The organism is Pseudomonas sp. S30_BP2TU TE3576 (assembly GCF_050436025.1).
Taxonomy (GTDB): Bacteria; Pseudomonadota; Gammaproteobacteria; order Pseudomonadales; family Pseudomonadaceae; genus Aquipseudomonas.
Map to the genome: position 1 here is coordinate 390,224 of NZ_JBNDLK010000001.1, position 16,898 is coordinate 407,121.

At 58.7% G+C, this 16,898-nt stretch carries 15 protein-coding genes; 7 read left to right on the forward strand and 8 right to left on the reverse strand.

What is annotated here, in order from left to right:
• Positions 1–40: 40 nt before the first annotated feature.
• Together ABIA48_RS01625 and ABIA48_RS01630 are read right to left on the reverse strand one after the other, a co-directional pair.
• Positions 41–1,201: a glycerate kinase gene (locus tag ABIA48_RS01625; protein ID WP_429486757.1), complete on the reverse strand. Its 1,161-nt coding sequence runs from the start codon at positions 1,199–1,201 to the stop codon at positions 41–43.
• Between the two features lie 219 nt (positions 1,202–1,420).
• Positions 1,421–2,542 (reverse strand): sugar diacid recognition domain-containing protein, encoded by a 1,122-nt coding sequence (locus ABIA48_RS01630; RefSeq protein WP_429486759.1) that lies wholly within the window; start codon positions 2,540–2,542, stop codon positions 1,421–1,423.
• A gap of 170 nt (positions 2,543–2,712) precedes the next feature.
• Here ABIA48_RS01630 and ABIA48_RS01635 point away from each other — a divergent pair, with 170 nt between their 5' ends.
• From ABIA48_RS01635 to rarD, 3 genes are all read left to right on the forward strand, one after another.
• Complete coding sequence (locus ABIA48_RS01635) at positions 2,713–4,023, forward strand: MFS transporter (protein ID WP_429486761.1); 1,311 nt, start codon at positions 2,713–2,715, stop codon at positions 4,021–4,023.
• Between the two features lie 195 nt (positions 4,024–4,218).
• Positions 4,219–5,232, forward strand: coding sequence for an aldo/keto reductase (locus ABIA48_RS01640; protein WP_429486763.1), 1,014 nt, complete (start codon positions 4,219–4,221; stop codon positions 5,230–5,232).
• A gap of 197 nt (positions 5,233–5,429) precedes the next feature.
• A complete protein-coding gene (gene rarD, locus ABIA48_RS01645; protein WP_429486765.1) occupies positions 5,430–6,311 on the forward strand; it encodes an EamA family transporter RarD in 882 nt (293 codons plus the stop codon).
• Positions 6,312–6,436: 125 nt separating this feature from the next.
• Here rarD and hppD read toward each other — a convergent pair whose 3' ends face one another.
• The gene (gene hppD / locus ABIA48_RS01650; RefSeq protein WP_007979060.1) at positions 6,437–7,513 is read right to left on the reverse strand and encodes a 4-hydroxyphenylpyruvate dioxygenase; all 1,077 of its coding nucleotides are present in this window, start codon (positions 7,511–7,513) and stop codon (positions 6,437–6,439) included.
• A gap of 250 nt (positions 7,514–7,763) precedes the next feature.
• Complete coding sequence (locus ABIA48_RS01655; RefSeq protein WP_429486767.1) at positions 7,764–8,708, reverse strand: DMT family transporter; 945 nt, start codon at positions 8,706–8,708, stop codon at positions 7,764–7,766.
• A gap of 78 nt (positions 8,709–8,786) precedes the next feature.
• Here ABIA48_RS01655 and ABIA48_RS01660 point away from each other — a divergent pair, with 78 nt between their 5' ends.
• From ABIA48_RS01660 to ABIA48_RS01670, 3 genes are all read left to right on the forward strand, one after another.
• On the forward strand, positions 8,787–9,659 hold the full coding sequence (locus ABIA48_RS01660; RefSeq protein ID WP_429486769.1) for a LysR family transcriptional regulator: 873 nt from the start codon (positions 8,787–8,789) through the stop codon (positions 9,657–9,659).
• A 112-nt stretch (positions 9,660–9,771) separates the two neighbouring features.
• Positions 9,772–11,304 carry an EAL domain-containing protein gene (locus ABIA48_RS01665; protein ID WP_429486771.1) on the forward strand — a complete coding sequence of 511 codons (1,533 nt, stop codon included), beginning with the start codon at positions 9,772–9,774 and terminating at the stop codon, positions 11,302–11,304.
• A 233-nt stretch (positions 11,305–11,537) separates the two neighbouring features.
• Entirely contained in the window at positions 11,538–11,903 is a 366-nt protein-coding gene (locus tag ABIA48_RS01670) for a histone-like nucleoid-structuring protein, MvaT/MvaU family (protein WP_429486773.1), read from the forward strand.
• Between the two features lie 164 nt (positions 11,904–12,067).
• Here the strand turns inward: ABIA48_RS01670 and ABIA48_RS01675 are convergent, their stop codons facing one another.
• A complete protein-coding gene (locus ABIA48_RS01675; RefSeq protein WP_429486775.1) occupies positions 12,068–12,586 on the reverse strand; it encodes a DUF4946 domain-containing protein in 519 nt (172 codons plus the stop codon).
• Between the two features lie 144 nt (positions 12,587–12,730).
• Between ABIA48_RS01675 and gloA the strand changes: the two genes are divergently transcribed.
• On the forward strand, positions 12,731–13,252 hold the full coding sequence (gloA, locus tag ABIA48_RS01680) for a lactoylglutathione lyase (protein ID WP_007985492.1): 522 nt from the start codon (positions 12,731–12,733) through the stop codon (positions 13,250–13,252).
• A 176-nt stretch (positions 13,253–13,428) separates the two neighbouring features.
• On the opposite strand, the gene ahpF is transcribed toward gloA, so the two are convergent.
• From ahpF to ABIA48_RS01695, 3 genes are all read right to left on the reverse strand, one after another.
• Entirely contained in the window at positions 13,429–14,991 is a 1,563-nt protein-coding gene (gene ahpF / locus ABIA48_RS01685) for an alkyl hydroperoxide reductase subunit F (RefSeq protein WP_429486777.1), read from the reverse strand.
• A 139-nt stretch (positions 14,992–15,130) separates the two neighbouring features.
• A complete protein-coding gene (gene ahpC, locus ABIA48_RS01690) occupies positions 15,131–15,694 on the reverse strand; it encodes an alkyl hydroperoxide reductase subunit C (RefSeq protein ID WP_007975937.1) in 564 nt (187 codons plus the stop codon).
• 173 nt (positions 15,695–15,867) lie between these two features.
• Positions 15,868–16,806: a site-specific integrase gene (locus ABIA48_RS01695; protein WP_429486779.1), complete on the reverse strand. Its 939-nt coding sequence runs from the start codon at positions 16,804–16,806 to the stop codon at positions 15,868–15,870.
• Positions 16,807–16,898: the final 92 nt, after the last annotated feature.

Genomic DNA, 16,898 nt, shown 5'->3' on the forward strand with positions numbered 1-16,898 from the left:
TCTCAATTCAGGAAATGCGCCACTATTGCAGGGATACCCTTTATTCTTCGGGCCCGATCCGCACCCGGGCTCTGGCCACCCGCCACACCCGAGCCACATCGCTCGCCCGCTCACGCAGCAAACGCGGTGCTTCGGCACAAGCCTGCTCGAGGGTCATCGGCCCGCTCGCCAGGGCAAACGCCGCGTCGATGCCATGCTCATAGAGCGCCTGATAACCGTCGCCCAGCGTGCCGGCAATGACGATGACCGGCACGCCGTGTTGCCTGGCGACACGCGCCACACCAAACGGCGTCTTGCCGCGCAGGGTTTGCGCATCGAAACGCCCTTCCCCGGTGATCACCAGATCGGCGCCTGCAACCGCCTCGGCCAGGCCCACCAACTCGGCAACCACCTCGACCCCGGCCTTGAATTGCGCGCCCAGGAACGCTTTGGCGGCAAACCCCAAGCCACCTGCCGCGCCACTGCCCGGCTCATCCCGGACATCGTTGTTCAAGGCTGTCGCGCAATGCCCGGCAAAGTGCCCGAGAGCGCGGTCCAGTTGCTCGACCTGTGCGGGCGAGGCGCCTTTTTGCGGGCCAAAAATCGCCGAGGCGCCGTGGGGACCGCACAGCGGGTTGTTGACGTCGGCGGCGATGTCGAAGCGTACCTGCGCCAGTCGCGGATCGATGTCGCTCAGGTCAATGTGCGCCAATTGCGCAAGGGCGAGGCCGCCCGGTGACAGCGTCTGCCCCCGGGCGTCCAGCAGTTTCACGCCCAGGGCCTGCATGGCTCCGGCACCGCCGTCATTGGTCGCACTGCCGCCAATCGCCAGGATCACCCGTTGTGCACCGGCATCCAGCGCGGCGCGGATCAATTGCCCGGTACCGAAAGTGCTGCTGATGCACGCATCCCGTTGCGCCACCGGGACCAACTGCAAACCGCTGGCCTCGGCCATTTCGATGATCGCGGTGTGGCTCTGCGGCAACCAGCCCCAGGCGGCATCCACCGTTGTTCCCAGCGGCCCGCGAACCGTGGTGCGACGCAGTTCGCCTTCGCAGGCGGCAAGAATCGACTCGACAGTCCCTTCCCCGCCGTCGGCCATCGGGCATTTGATCAATTGAGCATCCGGCCACACCTGCGCCAGCCCCAACGCGATGGCATCGGCCACGCCTTGAGCGCTGAGGCTGTCCTTGAACGAATCGGGGGCGATCACGATTTTCATGGGAATTCTCCAGTTCCAATGTCCACATGCTGCCAGCCGTCATGAACAATAACGCCGGTCCGCTGCACAAGCGGCGCTGACGTTTCTTGTTCATTTCCACAAAGTACCTGCTTTTTGTGGGAGCGGGCTTGCTCGCGAAGGCAGCGTGTCAGCAGCATCAATGTGGACTGACACAGCGCTTTCGCGAGCAAGCCCGCTCCCACAGGAAATGTGTGTGGTTCAGCTGTTCGCGTCTGTCTGGGGAAGCAGTTGCACGCCGAGGTACAGTGCGAGCATGCCGTCCAGGCGTAGAGGATCAACCCCGCTCAGTTCGGCGATGCGTTCCATGCGATAACGCAGGCTGTTGCGATGAATTCCCAGCGCATCGGCGCAGGCCTGGCTCTGGCCGTCGTGTTCGCACCAACTGCGCAGGGTCGCCAGCAACTGACCATTGCTGTCCTTGGCAATGACCTTGCGCAGCGGGTTGAGCAATTCATCGAGGGCGTCGTCGTTGCGGTGGCGCCAGAGCATCACCGGTAGCCGATAGCGGGTCAGCGTCAGCAGTCTGGAGCGCGGCAACACATCGCGACCGTAGGCCAGCAAGTCACCGACCCGGCGATAGCAGCGGCGCAAACCCGCCAGTCCATCGGCCTGACCACCCACGGCTATGCGCAGGATGTTCCAGCCCAGGCCGTCGAGTTTGTCCAGCAAGCGCTCGTTCTCGATCGTCTGGCTGGCTGGCCGGCACCAGAGCAACGAGGTTTTGGCCGAACTCACGCACCAACTGTCGGGGTAACGGCTCGTCAACCAGGCACTGAGTGCCTCGACGGTTTGCCCCGGAGCGTGCTCCAGGCCCAGTTCGAACAGGTATGGCACTCGGGTCATCCGTGGCTTGAGGCCCAACTGCTGCGCTTCATCGACCAGTCGCGGAGAATCCCCGGCTTCGCTGAGCAGCAGCGCCAGCAAATCATCGCAGCGCTGGCGCCGCCATTGCTGTTCGGCCTGCTGGTTGCGCTGGCCCACCAGCATTTCGGCGGTCATGCGCACCAACTCGGCGTAGGTGCGCAGTTGCTCGGGTTCGCCGGTGATACCCAGTACGCCGATCAGGCGCTGATCAAGCCACAACGGCAGGTTGATGCCCGGCTGCACGCCCTTGAGATGAATCGCCGTCTGCGCATCGATCTCCACCACGCGGCCGTTGGCCAATACCAATTGCGCCCCCTCATGTCGGGTGTTGACCCGCTCTGGTTCGCCACTGCCGAGGATCAAGCCCTGGCTGTCCATGACGTTGACGTTGTACGGCAGGATAGCCATCGCCCGGTCGACGATGTCCTGGGCCAGGTCGTGATCGAGTTCGAACATGCAAGTGATCCTTGAAGACGGTGATGGAACGGGTTGTTCACCCGCACAGGCCTTGGTTGCAAACCCTGTGCTCAGGCACAAAGACAGCCACCATAAGGGTGGTCGAGACTCTCAGGGCGATCAACGTTACCCTTTGCATCGCAAAAAATCATAATAATGAGAGAGCCGCCATGACACAGAGCGCCGTAGCGTCCGACGCCATCGCTGACGACAAAAACGCTGTCTATAAGCGCATTACCCTGCGTTTGATCCCCTTCATTTTCATCTGCTACCTGTTCAACTACCTCGACCGGGTAAACGTTGGATTCGCCAAGCTGCAGATGCTCGACGCGCTGAAGTTCAGCGAGACCGTGTACGGCCTCGGCGCCGGCATCTTCTTTATCGGTTACGTGCTGTGCGGCGTGCCAAGCAACCTGGCCCTGACCAAATTCGGCCCGCGGCGCTGGATCGCGCTGATGATGATCGCCTGGGGCATGCTGTCGACCTGCCTGCTGTTCGTCACCACCCCGACCGAGTTCTATACCCTGCGCCTGTTCACCGGCGCAGCCGAAGCCGGGTTCTTCCCGGGCGTGGTGTTGTATCTCTCGCAATGGTTCCCGACCTTCCGCCGGGGCCGCATCATGGCCTTGTTCATGTCGGCGATCCCGGTATCCGGCCTGCTCGGCAGTCCATTCTCCGGCTGGATTCTCAACCACTTCGGCGCAGGCCAGGGCGGCTTGGCCGGTTGGCAGTGGATGTTCCTGCTGCAAGGCATTCCGACCGTGATCCTCGGTGCGCTGGCTTATTTCCTGCTCAGCGACAGTTACGCCAATGCGAAATGGCTGACCCCGTTCGAGCGTTCGGTGCTGGAAGCCGACCACGCCGAGGACCTGGCCAACAAACCGAAAACCACGACTGATTCGCTACTGGCGGTATTCAAGAACCCGGCGATCTGGGCCTTCGGCCTGATCTATTTCTGCATCCAGAGCGGTGTATACGCGATCAACTTCTGGCTGCCATCGATCATCAAGAACCTGGGCTTCAGCGATAACCTGGTGATCGGCTGGCTCAGCGCGATTCCCTACCTGCTGGCGGCAGTGTTCATGCTGATCGTTGGCCGCTCGGCGGACCTGCGCAAAGAACGTCGCTGGCATCTGGTGGTGCCGATGCTGATGGGCGCGCTGGGGCTGCTGATCGCGGTGAACTTCGCCGCCAACCCGGCCATCGCGATTCTCGGCCTGAGCATCGCCACCATGGGCGCCCTCACCGGCCTGCCGATGTTCTGGCCGGTGCCGACCGCCCTGCTCAGTGCGGGCGCCGCTGCGGGTGGCCTGGCGTTGATCAACTCCATGGGGCAGATGGCCGGTTTCCTCAGCCCGTACCTGGTGGGCTGGGTCAAGGACAGCACCGGCTCGACCGATGCGGCGCTGTACCTGCTGGCGGGCGTGATTGTCTGCGGCAGTCTGCTGGCGTTGCGCATGACCCGTACCCTGCGTGCCTAAACACCACCTCCCCCCTGTGGGAGCGGGCTTGCTCGCGAAGAGGGAGTGTCAGGCAACATCAATGTCGTCTGATACACCGCCTTCGCGAGCAAGCCCGCTCCCACATTTGATCTGGTGTGTTCGATATTTCAGTTTGATCCCTGCGGTTGTTCTGGTATCTGATTGAGCCTTTCCCACTGGTAAAAGGATTTGCTCATGAGCTATCGCACACTGGGTCATTCGGGTCTGCAGGTGTCCCCCCTGACCCTGGGCACCATGATGTTCGGCGAACAGACCAGCACCGAAGATTCCCTGCGAATCATCGACAAGGCCTGGGACCAGGGCATCAATTTCATCGACACCGCCGACGTCTACACCAATGGCCGTTCCGAGGAAATCGTCGGCGAGGCCATCGCCAGCCGCCGCCATGAATGGGTGCTGGCGACCAAGGTCGGTTTCGGTCCCGTGGACGGCGTTCCCAACCGCAGCGGCCTGAGCCGCAAGCACCTGTTCAACGGCATCGATGCCAGCCTGACGCGCTTGGGCACCGACTACCTCGATATCTACTACCTGCACCGCGAAGACCACAATACGCCGCTGGAAGTCACGGTATCGGCCATAGGCGATCTGATTCGCCAAGGCAAAATCCGCTATTGGGGCCTGTCGAACTACCGTGGCTGGCGTATCGCCGAAGTGATTCGCGTGGCCGACAGGCTGGGGGTCGACCGGCCGGTAATCAGCCAGCCGCTGTACAACATCGTCAACCGCCAGGCTGAAACCGAGCAGATCACTGCTGCACAAAACTATGGTCTTGGCGTGGTGCCCTACAGCCCGCTGGCGCGCGGGGTACTCAGCGGCAAATACGCGCCGGACGTGACACCGGACGCCAACAGCCGTGCCGGGCGTCAGGACAAGCGCATCCTGGAAACCGAATGGCGCGTCGAATCCCTGCGTATCGCCCAGCAAATCCAGCAATACACCCAGCAGCGCGGAGTCGGCATCGTCGAGTTCGCGATTGCCTGGGTGCTGAACAACAACGCAGTCACCTCAGCCATTGTCGGGCCGCGCACCGAAGCGCAGTGGGACGCCTACACTAAGGCGCAGGCGGTGAAAATCACGGCACAGGACGAAGCGTTCATCGATTCACTGGTGACGCCGGGGCATGCGTCGACACCGGGGTTCAATGATGTGAGCCATTTTGTGTCGGGGCGTACACCGCTCATTAGCTGACACAACACAAGACAACATGTGGGAGCGGGCTTGCTCGCGAAAGCGGTTTTCCAGCCAACATCAACGTTGAATGTTAAGCAGTCTTCGCGAGCAAGCCCGCTCCCACAATTGGACCGTGTTGATTGATTGGTCAATATTCGGCCCGAAAAACACGTATCCTCCGCCCCCCGTTTCACCTTCAACATCGCGAGGACAGTTTGTCTAAAGGTATCGCTCTATCGGTTTCAGCTTCGGTGCTGTTTGCCGTCATGTATTACTACACGTCGCTGCTCACCCCGTTGAGCGGCGTGGAAATATTCGGTTGGCGGATGCTGCTGACCGTGCCCTGCATGACCGTGTTCATGGTGTGGTCCGGTGAGTGGAAACGCGTGCTCGAGATTGTGCGGCGCGCCATTGCCAACCCGAAATTGATTGGCGCGCTGATCGCCTCCTCTGCCCTGCTCGGCGTGCAACTGTGGCTGTTCATGTGGGCGCCGCTCAACGGCTACAGCCTCGACGTATCACTCGGCTACTTTCTGTTGCCGCTGACCATGGTCCTGACCGGCCGCCTCGTCTATGGCGATCGCCTGTCTTATCTGCAAAAAATCGCCGTGGTGTTCGCCTGCCTGGGCGTAATCAACGAGGTGTATCAGGTCGGTGGTTTTTCCTGGGCGACCTTGCTGGTCTGCATTGGCTATCCGACCTACTTCGTCCTGCGCAAACGGCTGGCGGCGGACAATCTCGGCGGCTTGTGGCTGGACATGGCATTGACGCTGCCGGTGGCCTTCTGGTTCGTTCAGAATGGCGCACAAGGTTTCGGTGTGTTTGACCAGCATCCATGGTTGTCCCTGTTGATTCCGATACTCGGCGTGATCAGCGCGTCGGCACTGGTGGTCTACATCGTTGCCAGCCGCCTGCTGCCGTTCAGCCTGTTCGGCTTGTTGAGCTACGTCGAACCGGTGCTGCTGCTGGGCGTGGCGTTGCTGCTGGGAGAGAGCATCAAGGCCGGCGAATGGCTGACGTACATCCCGATCTGGATGGCCGTGCTGGTGCTGGTGTTCGAAGGGTTCAAGCACCTGGTGCGACAACACAGACCTTAAGGCACACACAAAACAATGTGGGAGCGGGCTTGCTCGCGAATGCGGTGTGCCAGCCAGCTTAGTTGGCGACTGACACACCGCTTTCGCGAGCAAGCCCGCTCCCACAGTTTTATCGGTGTAACGGTTTAGTCAGTGGAGAGAACACCACGACGAACCTGGTCACGCTCGATGGATTCGAACAGCGCCTTGAAGTTGCCTTCGCCGAAACCGTCGTCGCCCTTGCGCTGGATGAACTCGAAGAACACCGGCCCCATCAGGGTTTCCGAGAAGATCTGCAACAGCAGACGCTTGTCTCCCGACTCGGACGAACCGTCCAGCAAAATGCCCCGCGCCTGCAGTTCACCCACCGGCTCGCCATGGTTCGGCAAGCGGCCTTCGAGCATTTCGTAGTAGGTGTCTGGCGGCGCGGTCATGAAGCGCATGCCGATGCTTTTCAGGTGATCCCAGGTCTTGAGCAGGTCATCGGACAGGAAGGCAACGTGCTGGATGCCCTCGCCGTTGAACTGCATCAGGAATTCTTCGATCTGCCCGGCGCCCTTGGACGATTCTTCGTTCAGCGGGATGCGGATCATGCCATCCGGTGCGGTCATGGCCTTGGAGGTCAGGCCGGTGTACTCGCCCTTGATGTCGAAGTAGCGGATTTCGCGGAAGTTGAACAGCTTCTCGTAGAAGTTGGCCCAGTAGGCCATGCGACCGCGATACACGTTGTGGGTCAGGTGATCGATGATCTTCAGGCCGGCACCGACCGGGTGGCGGTCAACGCCTTCGATGAACACGAAGTCGATGTCATAGATCGAGCTGCCTTCACCGAAACGGTCGATCAGGTACAGCGGCGCGCCGCCGATGCCTTTGATCGCCGGCAGGTTCAGTTCCATCGGGCCGGTTTCAATGTGGATCGGCTGGGCGCCGAGTTCCAGGGCACGCTTGTAGGCTTTTTGTGAATCCTTGACGCGGAACGCCATGCCGCACACTGACGGACCATGCTCGGCCGCAAAGTACGACGCCACGCTGTGAGGTTCATTGTTGAGGATCAGGTTGATCGCGCCCTGGCGATACAGGTGCACGTCCTTGGAACGGTGGGTCGCCACCTTGGTGAAACCCATGATCTCGAAGATCGGCTCCAGGGTGTTCGGGGTCGGCGATGCGAGCTCGATGAATTCAAAGCCCATCAGGCCCATTGGGTTTTCGTATAAATCTGCCATGGTTGGCGCCTCATCATTTTTTATCAATTAACTAAGGTTAGTTGTAAGCAATGCTGAGACCGGTGGGTGGCGCACAGGAGATGCCCCGCACACTGCGGGCGAGAAAATCACCGTAGATCAGTTGAAACCCGAATATCTTCATTTTCGACCCAAGGCTCTTGCGGGCGAGGCTTCTGCTGCCAGAAGACGATTATTATTGTATGCGTAACCGGATTCTACACAGCGTAAATAGATTTGTCCGCCTTCTGTATCAAATCCCCTTTTTCCTTGCTCGCGCAAGAGGTTTATTGCAGAGGAAAATCCCCGCCAGAATCAGCCCGCCGCCCAGGCACATTGCCAGCGTCAGTGGCTCATCCAGCAGCAGCGCGCCAAGGATTACCGCTGTCAGCGGGTTCAAGGCAATGAACACTCCGGAACGTGTCGCGCCGATTTTGCGAATGCCGTCGTAGTAGCCGATGTAGGCCAGCGCCGAACCCAACACGCCGAGGTACAAAAGACTTAACCATTGCGGTGCCCCGAGGTTGGCGATCGCGGTGACACTCACCTCGCCACGGACAATGCAGGCTATCCAGAGCATGACAGTGCCCAGCAGAATCGAATAGGTCACCGTTTGCAGCGGCCCCAGTGTCTGGTTCAGCTCTCTGGAGAACAGCGAGTAGATCCCCCAGCCGAGGACGCAGCCGAAAATCAGCAGATCACCGATCCAGGCATCGGCGCCGCCGGCCAATAATTGCGGGTCGCGACTGACGATCACCATGCTCGCGCCAGCCATGCAAATCGCAATGCCGGCGACTTTCGCCCGGTTCAATCGCTCCTTGAACAGCAGCCAGGAAGCCAGGCCGATCACAGCCGGATTCAGCGCCACGATCAAGGACGCCCGTGAAGCGTTGATGTAATGCAAGCCATAAAAGAAGCACAGGTTGTAAAAAAAGATCCCGAAAAAGCCAAGCAACAGTAATTGCAACCATTGCCGGGCGCTGGGCCGGACCAGCGGTATCCGCGCCATGCGTACAAACAGTAGCAACGCCACACTGGCCAGTAAAAACCGCAGGCTGGCGGCCAGTAGCGGGCTAAGGCCGTCGGCCAGAAAGCGTCCGGCAACGAAAGTGCCGCCCCACACCATGGTGACCGCCGCCAGTTTCAGATACACCGGCAAATCCGAGGGCTTTGACAGGGTTTGCTCGCAGATCGTCATACAATTCCAGGGCCGGATGTCAGAGAGATGACGTATCATTCGACTAATACCCAGTCATCGTAAAATGAGCAAACACTCATGACCCTCTCTCAACTGGAGATTTTCTCCCTCGTGGCCGAACTCCACGGCTTCACGGCAGCGGCCAATCGCCTGGGAATTTCCCAATCGGCGGTGTCCCATGCCTTGAAGTCCCTGGAGCAGGAATTGGGTGTCGAGTTGTTGCGCCGGCATCAATCCCGGGTCGAATTGAGCGATATTGGCCAGCAACTGTTGTTGCGCGCCCGCGCAATGCTGGGCCTGGCCAACACCCTGCGCCAGGAAGCGGCCGATGCGCGGGGCATGAAACGCGGCACACTGCGCATCGGCTCCTTCGGCCCGACGTCATCGATCAAGTTGCTGCCGTTGATTCTGCAGCAGTACCGCGCCGCTCATCCCGGCATCGAGGTGCATATCGACGAGGGTCCTGACCGCCAGGTACTCCAGTGGCTGGAAGAACGACGGATCGACATCGGTTTCGTGGTGTTGCCCGAGGAGCGCTTCGACACGATCGCGCTGATCGAAGACCAGATGGTAGCGTTGCTGCCCGCCAGCCATCCGCTGGCGACTTACGACAGCCTGAGCCTGGACGATCTGTGCCAGGCCCCGTTTGTGCTGACCGAGGCCGGTTCATCGGAGCTGGTTTCACGCTTGTTTAGCGCGACCCGGCTGACGCCCAACATACGCTATCGCTGTTCGCAGCTGATGAGCACCCTGGATGTCGTCGCTCGCGGTGACGGGGTGACGGTGGTTGCCGAGGGCTCATTACCCCATCAAATTGACAGCCGCTGCGTGAAAAAACCGCTGTCGCCTGCAGTGTCGCGGCAGGTCGGCCTGGCGGTGCTCGATCGACGCCAGGCCTCCCCCGCGACGCTGGCCTTTATCAAGCTGGCCGAAAGGCTCGACCTGCGTTGAGCGGCATAACTGCCAAGCGCCAACTATCATGGCCCATACCCGAACTCTTCATGGAAGGCGTATTGCCCTGCCAGCGTTTGAGAGCCTTACTACTTCGTGACAGGATTCGCGAATGCCGTTGAAAGCCAAAACCCGCAGTCGCAGCACAAGAATTGCTGTGACCCTGATCAGTGGATTGCTCCCCGTACTACTGGGGGCCGCCATTCTTTACATGCAAGCTGGGCGTGCGCTTAAACAAGACACCGAACAAACTGCCGAAGCCGCGATTCGCCAGTTCGACTTGATGCTCGACAACACCGCCCAGGCCGCTCGCGAACTGCTGCCGCTGGCCGGTCAACGTTGTAGCGACGTCAACCTGTCTCTGCGCGAGCAGGTCACTCGTCGCCCATTCGTGCGATCAACCAATCTGGCGTGGGACAACAACCTCTACTGCAGCTCGTTGTTCGGCGACTATCAGGAAAAGGTCAAGCCCGGAGACTACACCCAGGGCGCCTTATGGCTCATGAACGGCAATGCGGTGACGCCCGACACCGCCGTGCTGGTGTACCGGCTGAGCGAAGGCAAAAAAGGTGCGCTGGCGACCATCGATGGTTATCACTTGAGCAATATTCTGCGCCTGATAGGCGGCAAGACCATGCTATTGCTGCAAGTTGGCCCGGACTGGATGTCCGTCGATGGCAAGGTTCACACCGGCGCGCTGCCTGAGTTGCCCGTTGCGCAAAGTCGTTTGACCTCCGGGCGCTATGCCTTTGCGGTGCAAGCCGGCTTCCCCGAAGGCGAAACCTGGCGATACATGAGCAGCAAATATCCACCGTTGTTCAGCTTGTTGCTGTTCTTCGGTGTGATTGCCGGGTCAATTGGTCATTTCCTGCAGCAGCGCTCCTCGGCACCCACCCAGGAAATGCAACGGGCACTGGAAGCTGCAGAGTTCATTCCGTATTTCCAGCCCGTGGTGCGTGGCGCCAGTAAAAGCTGGTCCGGCACTGAGGTGCTGATGCGCTGGAAACATCCGAAGGAAGGCCTGGTGCGTCCGGATCTGTTCATCCCGTTTGCCGAGCACTCAGGACTGATCGTGCCGATGACCCGCTCGCTGATGCAACAAACCGCCGCCCTGCTGGCACCGCAATCCGCCAGATTCAACAAACCGTTTCACATTGGCATCAACATCACCGCCAGCCATTGCCAGGATCTGGAGCTGGTCAAGGATTGTCGCGAGTTTCTCGACGCGTTCGAGCCGGGCTCGATCTATCTGGTACTGGAACTGACCGAGCGCGAACTGATCGAGCCCACGGCCATTACCCTGCAACTGTTCGAGCAACTTCGCGAACTGGGCGTGAAAATCGCCATCGACGACTTCGGCACGGGTCACTCAAGCCTTGGCTACCTGCGGCAGTTCAACGTGGACTTCCTGAAAATCGACCAGAGCTTCGTCGCCATGATCGGCATCGACACACTCTCCAGCCACATCCTGGACAGCATTATCGAACTGGCGGTCAAGCTCGACCTTGCCCTGGTGGCCGAAGGTGTCGAAACCCGTGAGCAGAGTGATTACCTGAGCGCTCATCAGGTCAACTTCCTGCAAGGTTATCTGTTCGGCAAACCCATGCCGGGTGCGGAATTCATTAGTGCATTAAGCAACCATTAACTAGCGGATTTAACCGGAAAAATAACGATTGCACGCACCAATTTGAATCAAAACACTACTGTAGTTACATGAAGAAAAAGACAGGATTTACTCTTGACCAATTAACTACTACAATTTTTCATGCCTGCGCTAAATTGGCAGGTGAGCCACTATCACCGAGTCGCTTCAAGGCTCTTGGCTTATAGCTTTGTTTGCGGTTGGTATCAGCCAAATACACTATTGGAGTAAAGATATTGTCCAGACTCGCTGAATTCCGTGCAGCCGAAAAGGCCCTTCAAGAACAGCTCAAGCAGTTGGAATCCCTGAAGAACGATGCCGGGCTCAAGAAAGAAATCGAATTCGAAGAGAAGCTCCAGGGTTTGATGAAAACCTATGACAAGAGCCTGCGCGATATCATCGCCATTCTCGATCCGAAACCGGCAAAATCCGGCCTGCAGCAGGCAACCGCACCAAAAACCCGCCGCGCCCGTGTGGTCAAGGTTTATCAGAACCCGCACACCGGCGAACTGATTGAAACCAAGGGCGGCAATCACCGCGGCCTGAAAGCCTGGAAAGAACAGTACGGTGCAGCCACCGTTGATTCCTGGCTGCGCGGCTAACTCTCGCTGCGACAAAAAAGCCCTGCTTATGCAGGGCTTTTTCATGGGCTATCTAAATGCCGGAGGGCGGGCGCCCCACATTTACCTAACTGCCAACAACTTTTTGCTTAATCCATTTAGGTATCTAAAAATTTCTTCATGCATCAAAAAAGCACTGTCGCTTACTAAAGCTTCAAGCTGTTACGGGCTGCGTCTATTTCATCCTGGCTCGCCTTATAAGCCTCGGCCTGCCCCGCATAGGAAAGAACATAGGCCTTATCTGCATCCACCGCGGCCACCAATGTTTGAGAAATCACATGCCTGCCGTTTTGCGTAATGGTGCAGGTTGTTTCCAGCGCAGCCAATCGACTCAACGTAGTCGAATGTATTCGCGTGCAGACACTTTGATAGCCGCCCTGAAAGAAGTCTTTTTGTACTGACTTGCGCATCTCCAGCAATACGCCTTCAAGATTTACCTGATGATCACTTTGCACCTGACTCACGGTCAGCTCCATCACCATGACTGGCGAACCATTCTGATCATTTTTCACCGCCCGCTGGCGACTGACCCCCGACGTCGATTCAGGCACGGCTTCGATCTGCCAGCCTTCCGGCCAGTTCACCACTGGCGCATCGGCATGAGCTACACCCACCACCGAAAGCACGCTTAGCAGGATAAACAGCAATTTACAGAATTGAATCATTGCAATGGGCACTCACGGATTAAGCCGTAAAGTCTGGGCCCAGGCCGGCTGTCAGGCAATAGCCGACTGTTTGGGTTTGGTGATGTCCGAGCCCTTGCGTATCATTGTCACCATTCGTTAGCCCACATATTTCCTGGAGGGCCCATGAGCCTGCACGAATTGAACACCTTCCCCGGCGTCACCGCCCAACCGGACGCTGCTACACAGAAATTTGTCTTCAACCACACCATGCTGCGCGTCAAGGACATCACCAAGTCCCTGGATTTCTACACACGCATTCTGGGCTTTACGCTGGTTGAAAAACGCGACTTCCCGGAAGCCGAGTTCAGCCTGTATTTCCTGGCGCTGGTCGACAAAAACCAGATCCCGGCCGATGCTGCCGCGCGCACCGAGTGGATGAAATCGATCCCCGGCATTCTGGAACTGACCCACAACCACGGCACCGAGAACGATGCGGATTTCGCCTACCACAATGGCAACACCGACCCGCGCGGTTTCGGCCACATCTGCATCTCGGTGCCGGATATCGTCGCCGCCTGCGCGCGCTTTGAAGCACTGGGCTGCGATTTCCAGAAGCGCTTGAGCGACGGCCGCATGAAGAGCCTGGCCTTCATCAAGGACCCGGACGCCTACTGGGTCGAGATCATCCAGCCAGCTCCGCTCTAAGCCACACCGCAAATCCCCTTGTGGGAGCGGGCTTGCTCGCGAAGGCGTCGTATCATTCGACATTGAAGTGACTGACACTACGCCTTCGCGAGCAAGCCCGCTCCCACATTGGTAATGTGCAGGACACAAAAAACCCCATGATCACTCATGGGGTTTTGTGTTTTCAGCGCCGGGACTTATGCCGGGGCGGAAGTCCGGATCAAGTGATCGAAGGCACTGAGAGAGGCTTTGGCGCCCTCGCCCACCGCGATCACGATCTGCTTGTATGGCACAGTGGTCACGTCGCCGGCGGCGAACACACCCGGCACCGACGTTTCACCACGAGCGTCGACGATAATCTCGCCACGCGGTGACAGCTCGATCGTGCCTTTGAGCCAATCGGTGTTCGGCAGCAGACCGATCTGCACAAAGATCCCTTCCAGCTCCACGCTGCGCAATTCGTCACTCTGACGATCCTTGTAGCGCAGGCCGTTGACCTTCTGACCGTCGCCGGTGACTTCAGTGGTTTGTGCACTGGTGATCACAGTGACGTTCGGCAGGCTGTGCAACTTGCGCTGCAATACCGCATCGGCACGCAACTGCACATCGAACTCCAGCAGCGTGACATGCGACACGATACCCGCCAGGTCGATGGCCGCTTCGACGCCGGAGTTACCGCCGCCAATCACCGCCACGCGCTTGCCCTTGAACAGTGGGCCGTCGCAGTGCGGGCAGTACGCCACGCCTTTGTTGCGGTATTCCTGCTCGCCCGGGACATTCATTTCACGCCACCGTGCACCGGTCGCCAGAATTACGGTTTTGGCTTTCAACGATGCACCGCTGGCGAAGTGAATCTGGTGCAGCTCGCCATTTTTGCCGGGCACCAGTTTGTCGGCACGTTGCAGGTTCATGATGTCCACGTCGTATTGCTTGACGTGCTCTTCCAGGGCCACGGCCAGTTTCGGCCCTTCGGTTTCCTGCACCGAGATGAAGTTTTCGATGGCCATGGTGTCCAGCACCTGACCACCAAAACGCTCGGCCGCGACACCGGTGCGAATGCCTTTACGGGCCGCATAAATTGCCGCCGAAGCACCGGCCGGGCCACCGCCGACCACCAGCACATCAAAGGCTTCCTTGGCGCTGATTTTCTCGGCCTGGCGTTCGATGCCACTGGTGTCGATTTTGGCGAGGATTTCTTCCAGGCCCATGCGGCCCTGGCCGAAATTCACGCCGTTCAGATAAATGCTTGGCACGGCCATGATCTGGCGATCATCGACTTCGGCCTGGAACAGCGCGCCGTCGATGGCGACGTGGCGAATGTTCGGGTTCAGTACCGCCATCAGGTTCAGTGCCTGGACCACGTCCGGGCAGTTCTGGCAGGACAGCGAGAAATAGGTCTCGAAGTTGAACTCGCCTTTGAGCGAGCGAATCTGTTCGATCACTTCGACACTGGCTTTGGACGGATGACCGCCGACTTGCAACAAGGCCAGCACCAGCGAAGTGAATTCATGGCCCATCGGGATGCCGGCGAATCGCAGGCTGATATCGGCTCCTGGGCGATTGATCGAGAACGACGGCTTGCGTACATCATCGCCGTTGTCGAGCAAAGTAATCTGGGTGGAAAGACCGGCAACGTCTTTCAAGAGTTCGAGCATTTCCTGGGATTTCGCACCGTCGTCGAGGGAAGCAACGATCTCGATCGGCTGAGTGACCCGTTCCAGGTACGATTTCAACTGGGCTTTAAGATTGGTGTCCAACATACGGGCGATTTCCTTTTTGCTGTTTCATATAAAGCAGGCATAAAAAAACGCCCGAGCGAATCTCGCCCGGGCGTTTTTATTGGGCGGTGCAGCTTACCGAACAGGTGCGGAGCTCCGCCCTGATGAAGCGATCACAGGCTTAGATCTTGCCGACCAGATCCAGGGACGGCGCCAGAGTGGCCTCGCCTTCTTTCCACTTGGCAGGGCAAACCTGGCCAGGGTGAGCAGCGACGTACTGGGCAGCCTTGATTTTGCGCAGCAGCTCGGAAGCGTCACGGCCCACACCGCCATCGTTCAGTTCAACGATCTTGATCTGGCCTTCCGGGTTGATTACGAAGGTGCCACGGTCAGCCAGACCGGCTTCTTCGATCAGCACATCGAAGTTGCGGGAGATGGCGTGGGTCGGGTCGCCGATCATGGTGTACTGGATTTTGCCGATGGCTGGCGAAGTGTTGTGCCAGGCAGCGTGGGCAAAGTGGGTGTCGGTGGAAACGCTGTAGATCTCGACGCCCAGTTTCTGGAAGGCGTCGTAGTTGTCAGCCAGGTCTTCCAGCTCGGTCGGGCAGACGAAGGTGAAGTCGGCCGGGTAGAAGAACACCACAGACCACTTGCCTTTCAGGTCAGCGTCCGAGACTTTTACGAAGTCGCCATTTTTGAATGCATCAGCTTTGAACGGTTTAACTTGGCTGTTGATGATAGGCATCGTTGACTCTCCGTCAGGGGTTAAGAAGTTGATGGAGAGAACTTTACTCACTCGACGGACGGTTGGCTCATTGGCAAACCTCATGCTGCTGATTGGCTTTCGCTATTAGCGGACTGTATTAATAGAAGAAAACGGTATCCAGTATTTTTTGTAGCAGCTGGCGAAGCCAGCTGCTACGGATCGCGTGGATCCAGGGCGATGTGAGTCATGCCGAGGAACGGGCTGGCTTCGATGTAACGCATGGCTGACTTCATGTCCTTCCAGCCCACATAACTCATCAGGGACTTCAAATCCCAGCCACTCTGATGCGCCCAGGTCGCAAAACCGCGACGCAAGGAGTGACTGGTGTAAAGCTCGCCGGCGATCCCCGCACGCGCCAACGCTTGGCGCAATAATGGAATCACGCTATTGGCATGCAAGCCCTCCTCACCCAGATGCCCCCAGCGATCAATGCCGCGAAAAACCGGCCCACGCACCAGAGCGGCTTCGCTGATCCAGTCAATATAAGCCTGCACCGGACACAAGCGTTGCAAGGCCGGCGTCTGATACGTCTTGCCGAGGTTATCGCGATCACTCTTGCTGCGCGGCAGATAGAGGCTGATGCCGAAACCGGCACTTGCCTGCACATGCTCAACCTGTAGCCGACACAATTCGTCACTGCGAAAGCCGCGCCAAAAGCCCAGCAGGATCAACGCCATGTCGCGCCTGGCCCGCAGCAATCCCGGTCGGTCACCTTCGGCCCTGGCGGTTTGCACTTCCAGCTCCAGACAACTGACCACCTGTTCCAGATGCTTAAGCTGCAAGGGTTCGGCTTGTTTTTCCTGGGCCGGGTGCAACGCGCGTATGCCCTTGAACACCTTGCGCACCACCGGCGCCTTGGTGGGATCGGCAAAGCCCTGGCTGTTGTGCCACTGCGCCAATGCCGACAAACGCAGTTTCAGCGTATTGATCGACAACACGCCGGCATGGGCCACCAGATAGCGCGCCACGCTGTCGCCGGTGGCCGGCAGAAAACCGCCCCACGTGACTTCGAAGTGTTCGATGGCTGCCCGATAGCTGCGACGGGTGTTGTCGCGAGTCGCGGCCTGCAGGTAACGATCCAGCTCATTCATGGGGTCAACTCTTGAATTCATACCGCTTTGACGGGTCAAAAACCGGTACTTGGCGTATCACACGGGGTAATACCAGTATATCCCGTGTTAAC